This is a genomic window from Legionella erythra (assembly GCF_001467615.1).
Taxonomy (GTDB): Bacteria; Pseudomonadota; Gammaproteobacteria; order Legionellales; family Legionellaceae; genus Legionella_C; species Legionella_C erythra.
In genome coordinates this window covers 92,188-101,987 of sequence record NZ_LNYA01000028.1, presented here as the reverse complement: position 1 = coordinate 101,987, position 9,800 = coordinate 92,188, and the positions used below count along the sequence as shown (strand labels likewise).

The window sequence follows — 9,800 nt, the reverse complement described above, 5'->3', positions numbered from 1 at the left end:
CCTGATCTTTTTCTTGCACCCACTTGATCTTTTTCTTACAGCGTTTTAAAAATCAGGTGCGTTAGCCCTGCTAACGACACCCAAATCCAGCTTTGCTGTTGCTTATGGGTTAAAAATCAATCCATACCCGTGCTATCCTACCGCATCCCCTACGTACCGCAGCACACCCCCTACGTACCGCGGCTTGTCCGCGGTACCCATGTCCACCATTTTCAAAAGCTCTGGATTCCGCGCACAAGGCGCGGAACGTAGGGATGGGAAATTATTCCTCGCACAAGGCGTGGAGCGTAGGGATGGGAAATTATTCCTCGCACAAGGCGTGGAGCTTAGGGACGGGATATCCGGGTTTATACCTAAGTGAGAAACGCAGGGCTCCAGCACATTCCCACGTACGCCATCTCCTACATACCGTATTCCTCTACCTCCTGCAGTATATTCCTCTACATACCGCGGCTTGTCCGCGGTATCCATCTGAAATCAGTGTCGGTAGTGCATAACCAGTCAAGCGGAGATTAAAATACGTTTACAGGGGTAGAAAAATGCATCTTTAGTAATTGCATGATTTTATAATTGGCTTCTGGAAACGAATAATGAGAGAGCTGATCAAATGTTACCCAGCAGAGGTCCATTTGATTTTCGCGACGAGTTGCAAGGCCCATAAATTGGTTGACTAGAAAAACAACCAGAGTCACTTCTTTATGCGGATACCGGTGGTAAATCTCGCCGAGAAACTCGCATTGGTGAATTTTAAGGCCAACCTCCTCATCAATTTCCCGATACAAGGCGTGCTCTGCTGCCTCGCCTTCTTCACATTTACCACCAGGAAATTCCCACAGCCCCCCATGACTGGCATGGGAAGGACGGCGGGTAATTAAAATGCGCTGGTCGTTGTCTACAATAACGGCAACAGCGACTTTCACACCAAACTTCCGTGGCAACTCTTGTATTTTTTACCGGAACCACAAGGGCATGGATCATTGCGCCCTACTTTTTGTCCGGCACGGCGATAAGGAGTATGCCCTTCGTCGCTTTCCATGGTATCTTCGCCCTCATCCTCGCTTTGGCGTAATAACTGCACGTTCTGAACCTGCTCAGCACGACGCTGCTCTTCTATGGCCTGGACGTCTTCTTCCGTTTGAACCTGAACTGAAGTCAATAAGCGGATGATTTCGTATTTGAGGGTATCCAGCATCATGGTAAACAGGGCAAAGGCTTCACGCTTGTATTCCTGTTTAGGATCTTTCTGAGCATAACCTCGCAAGTGAATACCCTGACGCAAATGATCCATGGCCGCTAAATGCTCGCGCCAATGATTGTCCATAGTCTGGAGAATAACTGATTTTTCAAACTGCGCCAGAACTTCACGGCCAGCCTGTTGCTCTTTCTGCTGGTAGCGTTCATAGCACAGGTTAAATACACGTTCCTTGATCTGTTCCGGCTGCAAGGCATGGTCTTTTTCAACCCAGTCGGCAATATCAGCTTTGACTTGAAAATCTTCAAACAGGGTTTTGGAAAGGCCATCCAGATTCCATTGATCTTCAAGGCTTTGCGGAGGAATAAAGTTATCGACCAGCGTTGTAATCACTTCTTCACGCATGGCATCAACCACGTCCCGGGGATCGGTCATGCCCATGATGGCCGCACGCTGGGTGTAAATCACACGGCGCTGATTATTGGCGACGTTGTCATAATCCAGCAACTGCTTGCGGACATCAAAATGATGGCCTTCCAGTTTACGCTGGGCGTTTTCAATGGCTTTGGTTACCAGGTTATGTTCAATGGGCTCGCCCGGCTTCATGCCCAAACGACGCATCATGTTAATGACCCGTTCGGACGCGAAAATGCGCATTAAATTATCATCGAGTGACAAATAGAATCGGCTGCTGCCGGGGTCACCTTGACGGCCGGCACGGCCTCGTAACTGATTGTCGATACGACGGGATTCGTGGCGTTCAGAACCAATAATGCGAAGCCCCCCAGCCTTGATCACCTCATCATGGCGTGTCTGCCAATCGTTTTTAATGGCTTGACGCTCGATTTCAGAAGCCCCTTCAGGCAACATCGCCAACTCAGCCGAGAGGCTGCCGCCAAGCACGATGTCCGTTCCTCGTCCCGCCATGTTGGTCGCAATGGTGACTGCACCAGGCCGCCCGGCTTCTGCGATAATCTGGGCTTCCTTCTCATGGAATTTGGCATTCAAAACCTGATGTTTAATGCCAGCCTTTTTCATGAGCTGGCTTAATAATTCAGAGGCTTCGATCGAGGCCGTTCCTACCAGGACCGGTTGTTTACGGGCCATGCATTCTTTAACGTCTTCGATAATCGCCTGATACTTGTCTTCAAGTCCCAGATAGATTAAATCGGCCTGATCCTGACGGCGCATGGGTTTGTTGGTCGGAATAACCACCACTTCAAGATTATAAATCTGCTGAAATTCATAAGCCTCGGTATCTGCCGTACCGGTCATACCCGCCAGTTTGTCATACAATCTAAAATAGTTCTGGAAAGTAATGGATGCCAGGGTTTGGTTTTCATGTTGAATGGGCACCAGTTCTTTCGCTTCAATCGCCTGATGCAATCCTTCGGACCAACGTCTGCCCGACATGGTTCGGCCGGTGTGTTCATCGACAATAACCACCTGCCCATCTTTGACAATATAATCCACATCACGATGGAACATGGCATGGGCTTTCAGTGCGGCATTGACATGATGCATGAGGATGATATTGCTGGCATGGTATAAACTTTCACCCTCATCCAGCAACCCCTCTTTCATTAAGAGATCTTCGATATGCTGATGCCCGGCTTCGGTGAGGTGGGCCTGCTTCTGTTTTTCGTCAACCGTGTAATCGCCGCCATCGCCCTCTTCTTCCTGTTTTCTCAATTGAGGGATCAGTTTGTTGACCTTCATGTACAACTCAGAGCTCCCTTCAGCCGCACCGGAAATGATAAGCGGTGTTCTTGCTTCATCAATGAGAATGGAGTCTACCTCGTCGACGACGGCAAAATTCAATTCGCGCTGAACCTTGTCGCTTAAGCTGAAGGCCATGTTGTCGCGCAGGTAATCAAAACCGAACTCGTTGTTGGTCCCAAAGACAATGTCAGCCCGATAAGCCTGTTGCTTTGCGGCATGCGTCATGTCCGGCGCAATGACACCGACAGTTAAGCCTAAGAATTCATAAATAGGCCCCATCCACTGGCTGTCGCGTTTAGCCAGGTAATCATTCACCGTAACGATATGGACGCCACGGCCGCTGATGGCATTTAAATAAGCCGGCAAGGTACCTACCAGGGTTTTACCTTCCCCGGTGCGCATTTCGGCAATGTTGCCTTCGTGCAGAACCATACCGCCAATCAGCTGCACGTCGAAATGACGAAGCCCCATGGTTCGGACAGACACTTCACGCACAACAGCAAAGGCTTCTGGCAGCAATTGGTCAAGTGACTCGCCTTGGGAAAAACGTTGTTTGAACTCCGCTGTTTTTGCAGCAAGCTGTTCATTGGACAAAGCCTGCATTGCAGGTTCAAGGGCATTGATGCTGAGGACGGTTTTTTCCATGCGCCGCAGAGTCCGCTCGTTACGACTCCCAAACATTTTCTTTATCAACGTATTCAGCATGACCTTGCAAATCCTCTTAATAATCGTGGCAATCAAAATCGCTTAATTTACTAGAAATTGAGAAAAATTACTATGAATATAGTGATGCATCCGCTTTTAGAAGCCGGACATTTGGCTTATTGGTTATTCTCTCAGCATCTAGGAGGCCACGGGTTTAAAAATAAAATAGACAGCCCCAAGCAAACAGAGTGAGGCCCATAAAAAATTCCAGTGTACCCGCTGCCCCATATAATACGCAGCAAAGGGGAAAAACACAGACAGGGTAATGACTTCCTGCATGATTTTAAGCTGAGGCAAACTCAAGTGCGCCTGAGTAAAGCCAATGCGGTTAGCCGGAATCATCAAGGTGTATTCAAAAAAAGCAATAAGCCAGCTCAAAAGAATAATTAAAAACAGCGGTTTGCTACCCTGGTGTTTTAAATGCCCATACCAGGCCATCGTCATAAATGTATTCGAACCCACCAGCAATACAATGGTGGTCAGCAAAGCATTCATTCAACCCCCTCACCCTGTTTCATTTTTTCCATGTCTTGTAACAACATTGCGGCTTCCTCAATCAAGCCAGGATTTTTTTCCTGCTGCGCGCAAACCAGCAACTCTTTAAAATGCCTTGCCCCCGCTAAACCGTGCGCCAGATTCAGGACCGGTTTAAGTAAAATGCTTAACGGCACGCCCTCAGCAAACTGCCTCTGGGCATGGCAATAATAATTCGCCATCACGGCACTACGGCTTTGAATCACTTCCTCAGGATAAAAGAAACGGTGGAAAGCCGTTAAGGCATAGGGGTTATTGCAGGCAAGACGTCCCAGCATGACACCATCGACCGCCTTGAGGTGTGTTCGAGCCTCCGCTACGCTATTGATGTTGCCATTAATGACAACCGGTAATTGGGGTAATGTTTCCTTGATGCGATAGACATAATCATAGTGCAGGGGAGGAATCGTTCGGTTTTGTTTTGGGCTTAACCCTTTAAGCCAGGCCTTACGGGCATGAACGACCAACTTGTCGCATCCAGCGTCAACCAAGCAATGCGCGAAAGCTGAAAAAAACTCATAACTATCCTTCTCATCAATGCCGATACGGGTCTTGGCTGTAACCGGAATCCGAACCGCCGCTTTCATGGCGGCTATGCATTGAGCCACATGATGAGGTTCTGCCATGAGGCAGGCCCCAAAACGGCCGGCCTGTACCCGATCACTGGGGCAGCCTAAATTCAGATTCACTTCGCTGTAACCCTTGGCTTCTGCCAGAATGGCGCATTGGACTAAAGATGCTTTATCGGAGCCGCCCAATTGTAAGGCCAGCGGCAATTCACAGTCATCAAAACCCAGAGCTTTCTGGGGGTTATTAAGGACTGCGCCCGTGGTTTGCATGTCGGTGTAGAGCAGCGCCCGTGGCGCAATAAGCCGCATGAACACGCGAAAATGGGTGTAACTCCAATCAATCATCGGAGCCACTGCCAGGGGAGAAATTAAAGCATCAGTCAACAATTTGGCATCACACAAAAAAGAATGTGGAAATTATACAACAAAACGTGCGGCAGGGCTAAAATTATGCGGTTTCACGAAAGGGTACGGGAGCAACAGCCCTGCCCGTAAAGCAGGCGAGATAACAAGGAGCCAGGCCCGCTACCCTGTCGTAGCCCGCAGGCGGGCATCTATCAGGATCCTGGATGGGGGATACTTGGGATAGCCGGCAATCGCTGCCATTTGTCGGTCATTATTCTTAAATTCGTCTTCGCGCAAGCAGATGGATTCCCGCCTGCGCGGGCAGGACAACAAGGGGGCAGGCTGTATTCCCGTCTTTCTCATGCCGCAAAGGCAGGACAAGGGATAAGCCATAATCCGTTACCCTGTCGTACCCGCGCAGGCGGGTACCTATTGAAGTCCCGGATGGCGGATACCCGGGGCTAAGCAGGCAAGGGCCAAGGATTAGCTTCGTGCCCTTCAATGTATAACCCCGTATTGATCAACTCAGTGGATTTAAAGCTTCAATCATCAGTTGCAGGCGTGAGCGTCCCTGATAGACATTGATATCCAACCGATAAGCGGCATGCACTTCCCGGACACGGTAATTAGGCCATTGGCTGCGATCGACATTAAAAGCAATGGCATCTACCGTGCCGCCGGTTTCCGGCAGTGCGAACGTGAGCTTCAGGTGATTTTGTCCCACAACGCGCTGATCCAGGATTTCAAAGACATTATCAAAGCAGGGCTCGGGAAATTGTTGCCCCCAGGGGCCTGCCTGTTGCAACAGATGCGCTGTTTCGAGATTAAATTCCGTGTCTTTCAGAGGACCATCCGTCAGCAACTGCCCTTCGCACTGACTAATGTCCAAATGCCGCTCCACTTCGGCAAGGAAAGCCGCTTGAAAGGCCTTGAAGGACTGCACCGGTAAACTCAAACCGGCCGCCATGGCATGACCGCCGAATTTGGTGATTAAACCGGGGTAATCTTTATCAACAGCGGCCAGTACATCGCGGATATTCAAATCAGCGACTGAACGGGCGGACCCTTTCAGTTCGGTTTCACTGACCATGGCAAACGCAATCACCGGGCGATGGTAACGCTCCTTTAATCGCCCGGCCAAGATACCAATAACCCCTTGATGCCATAATTTATCCATTAAACACAACGCCACAGGCAAACGTTGACCGTCAATTTTTTTAATGAGGTCATCAACTGAAGCCAAGGCCTGCTCTTTCATTTCCGCTTCGATAAGACGTCGCTCCTGATTGAGTTCATCGAGGCGTTCTGCGAGTACCCTGGCCTGCTTTTCATCCTCACATAACAAACAGGAAATACCGAGCGACATATCATCCAATCGGCCGGCGGCGTTAAGCCTTGGCGCCACGGCAAACCCCAAATCGCTTTCACGCAGACGTGAATAGTCACGTCCGGCCACAGCAATCATGGCTTTAATGCCAGGACGGCACAGGCCCTGTCGAATACGGGTCAAGCCCTGATTAACCATGATGCGGTTATTCTGATCCAGGGCGACAACATCGGCTACAGTGCCTAAAGCCACCAGGTCAAGAAATTGCGCCATGTTGGGCTCGGGCAGTTGCTGAGATGAGAACCAGCCCTTATTCACCAGATGACGCCTTAAAGCCAGCATGACATAAAAAATCACCCCAACCCCGGCAATGGATTTGCTTGCAAATATATCCTCCGCCTGATTAGGATTGACTATGGCGCAGGCATGGGGTAACTGCTCACCTGGCAAATGGTGATCAGTAATCAGCACATCAATGTTTGCACGATTGGCGGCCTCTACCCCTTCGATACTGGCAATGCCGTTATCCACGGTAATAATCAAATCGGGCTGCCATTTTTTTGCTACCTCGACAATCGCAGGCGTCAAGCCATAGCCAAATTCAAAGCGATTAGGGACTAAAAAATCAACATATTGGGCGCCAAAGGCTTTGAGTGCGGAAACAGCGAGCGCTGTAGATGTGGCACCATCGGCATCAAAATCGCCAATAATTAAAATGCATTGCTGTTCGCAAAGCGCCTGCTCCAACCGTATACAGGCTTTATCGATGTCCTTAAGGTCACTAAAGGGCAGGAGCGTTTGCAGGCGCCTGTCCAACTGCGCTTCATCAGTAACACCGCGTGTTGCATAAATGCGCTGCAGGATGGGTGGCAAGGAATCCAGCCTGGGCATGGCTTCAGGTATTTGACGTTGTTTAATGCGCATCACTCATTTCTTCCATAATCGTGACCACCAGGGAAGACGTTTGCATTGATAGGCAGCATTATTCCAATACCATTGCGTCCGCTTTGTCTTCGCTGTGATCTTTAGTAGTTTCGTCACCGCATCAGGGTGGCCATCCCCTATCACAATGACGCTGTCCGCAGGGAATGTTGCTTCATGAAGAACACGGCAAGCCGGGAAAACCGTAAGGAGAAGGTCATCATTGCTGAGCAGCGGCCTGTGATGATCCGTATGCAGTTCTCCTCCGCCCCAGAACCACAGGCCATTGACCGGCATGGACCTGTTTTTGGCAGAATTCAGTGGGTGGGTGCTCATGAACATTTGCAGTTCAGTCATTAATTTTTGCCAGAACATGGATTCACCCATGTTTTGCAGCACCGGCATCATGGATTGATGGAGCATGCTGTGGATTGCTGGAAACTGGCCAGCCCCCTTACCGCCAGTATTCACCAGCCAAAGGTCCGGGCTATGATAAACCAGTTCGAACCCGTCTTCTTTTAACAACTGGGATACTTCGGCAAACCAGATTTTTGCCAGCGGCTCATTCAGCGCCAATTCATCGCCGGCCGCAATAATCATTGCATCGTTATGTGTAGCCTGCCAATGTATGGGAGTGGCAATCAGCCAGTCGCCTTCCAATTTATGGTAGCGCCGCAATAGATCAGCCAGCGGCGGGTTCACAGGATCATAGCCCAAGGCCGCCAGGGTATTGGTCAGGTAGTGCCCCTGAGTGACTAATGGGATGCTGCGGGCGGGGATGTCATCACAAGCGCTGTTGATTATTACATCCATGCCTACACCGCCTGCTGATAACCGTCCCGTCTGAACAGCGCTTTGATATTGCGCAAAGCCTGGCGTGTACGCTGGTTGTTTTCAATGAGGCCAAAACGGACAAAATTGTCGCCCTGTGCACCGAAACCGATACCGGGGGAAACAGCGACATGCGCTTCCTGCAACAGGTATTTGGCAAATTCAAGAGAACCCATGTGACGATAGAATTCGGGGATCTCGGCCCAGACAAACATGGTGGCTTTCGGACGGGTAACAGGCCAGCCCAAATCCTCAAGGCCGTCGCACAAGACATTGCGGCGCTGCTCATAAAGGCTGCGGATTTCTTCCACGCAATCATCTGAGCCCTCAAGTGCGGTAATGGCGGCCACCTGGATAGGCGTGAATGTACCATAATCCAGATACGATTTAATCCGGGTCAGCGCTGCAACCAGCTCTTCGTTACCACAGGCAAAGCCAACCCGCCATCCGGGCATGTTGTAGGATTTCGACATGGAATACGTTTCAATGGCGATGTCCATCGCGCCGGGAACTTGCAGAATTGAGGGCGCTTTATAACCGTCAAATACGATATCGGCATAGGCCAGATCATGGATAATCCAGATATTGTGGCGCTTACCCAAAGCCACCACTTCTTCAAAAAACCCAAATTCTACACAATGGGTGCTGGGATTAGCCGGAAAATTAATCACCAATGCCTTGGGACGAGGCCAGGTCTGCTCAATGGCCACCTGTACCGCGTCCAGAAATTGTTGCTCATCGATGAGGGGAATCTGTTTGACATTCGCGCCCGCAATAATAAATCCATAGGTGTGGATGGGATAAGCGGGATCAGGAACCAGGACCGTATCGCCGGGACCACTGATGGCCAACGCCAGGTGTGCAAGCCCTTCTTTGGAGCCAATTGTCGTTAAAACCTGCTTTTCGCTGTCTAAGGTCACCCCATAATGACGCTCATACCAGCCAGCCATGGCACGCCTGAGGCGCGGGATGCCTTTGGACATGGAATAACGATGGGTATCGGGACGTTGCGCGGTTTCAATGAGCTTGTCAACGATGTGTGGCGGCGTAGGCTGATCCGGGTTGCCCATGCCAAAATCAATCACGTCTTCCCCGCGCGCCCGCGCCTCCGACTTTAACTGGGTCATCGTGTTAAAGACATACGGCGGTAAGCGTTTTATACGCGGAAATTGGCTCATGTTTGCAACCCCTGTGTTATACTGGCCAATAGTATAAATTATTGATTCGTCAAACACCATGCAAATTAATTTAGAAGCCAATGATCCCTATACGGTGGAAGCCTACAGCGACACAGCCATTCAAATCAATTCGACTCATTATACGCAAAGCCTCGTTGTTTCAACGCATGAACTCATCAGCGATTGGCCTGTTCAACGCATCGGGGAATTAAATGACGCTACCTTGTCCCCCCTGCTTAAACACCAGCCGGACATCGTGCTCATCGGCCATACCCACACGGGCCAATTTGCCCCAGCAGGCATTCTTCAACAATTGGCCGCCGAACGAATTGCTCTGGAGTGCATGTCCATAGGCGCTGCCTGCCGCACCTTTAATGTGCTTTTGAGTGAAGGCCGGCGTGTGGTGCTGGGGATCATTTTATAATGCTTTGCAGTGGGTTTTGTTGCTGAATGAAGCCGCTTTCTCATTGACCCGT

The 9,800-nt window shown here is 50.1% G+C and carries 9 protein-coding genes; 1 reads left to right on the top strand and 8 read right to left on the bottom strand.

Annotated elements, in window-relative coordinates:
* Nucleotides 1-512: 512 nt before the first annotated feature.
* The 8 genes from mutT to alaC form a co-directional block, all read right to left on the bottom strand.
* Nucleotides 513-920, bottom strand: a complete 408-nt coding sequence (gene mutT / locus Lery_RS09250; RefSeq protein ID WP_058526973.1) for an 8-oxo-dGTP diphosphatase MutT — start codon at nt 918-920, stop codon at nt 513-515.
* A complete protein-coding gene (gene secA / locus Lery_RS09245) occupies nt 917-3,619 on the bottom strand; it encodes a preprotein translocase subunit SecA (protein ID WP_058526972.1) in 2,703 nt (900 codons plus the stop codon). Before secA ends, mutT begins: the two co-directional genes overlap by 4 nt.
* Nucleotides 3,620-3,757: 138 nt before the next feature.
* Nucleotides 3,758-4,114, bottom strand: a complete 357-nt coding sequence (locus Lery_RS09240; protein ID WP_058526971.1) for a DMT family protein — start codon at nt 4,112-4,114, stop codon at nt 3,758-3,760.
* Nucleotides 4,111-5,106: a tRNA dihydrouridine(20/20a) synthase DusA gene (gene dusA / locus Lery_RS09235; RefSeq protein ID WP_082657175.1), complete on the bottom strand. Its 996-nt coding sequence runs from the start codon at nt 5,104-5,106 to the stop codon at nt 4,111-4,113. The genes Lery_RS09240 and dusA overlap by 4 nt, the downstream gene beginning before the upstream one ends.
* A 141-nt stretch (nt 5,107-5,247) precedes the next feature.
* A complete protein-coding gene (locus tag Lery_RS15290) occupies nt 5,248-5,460 on the bottom strand; it encodes a hypothetical protein (RefSeq protein WP_131751174.1) in 213 nt (70 codons plus the stop codon).
* Between the two features lie 127 nt (nt 5,461-5,587).
* Nucleotides 5,588-7,318, bottom strand: a complete 1,731-nt coding sequence (gene recJ, locus Lery_RS09230) for a single-stranded-DNA-specific exonuclease RecJ (RefSeq protein WP_058526981.1) — start codon at nt 7,316-7,318, stop codon at nt 5,588-5,590.
* A 3-nt stretch (nt 7,319-7,321) separates the two neighbouring features.
* The gene (locus tag Lery_RS09225; RefSeq protein WP_058526970.1) at nt 7,322-8,128 is read right to left on the bottom strand and encodes a hypothetical protein; all 807 of its coding nucleotides are present in this window, start codon (nt 8,126-8,128) and stop codon (nt 7,322-7,324) included.
* A 2-nt stretch (nt 8,129-8,130) separates the two neighbouring features.
* Nucleotides 8,131-9,324, bottom strand: a complete 1,194-nt coding sequence (gene alaC / locus Lery_RS09220) for an alanine transaminase (protein ID WP_058526980.1) — start codon at nt 9,322-9,324, stop codon at nt 8,131-8,133.
* Between the two features lie 58 nt (nt 9,325-9,382).
* Between alaC and Lery_RS09215 the strand changes: the two genes are divergently transcribed.
* Nucleotides 9,383-9,748: an Mth938-like domain-containing protein gene (locus tag Lery_RS09215; protein WP_058526969.1), complete on the top strand. Its 366-nt coding sequence runs from the start codon at nt 9,383-9,385 to the stop codon at nt 9,746-9,748.
* The last annotated feature ends 52 nt before the right edge of the window (nt 9,749-9,800 follow it).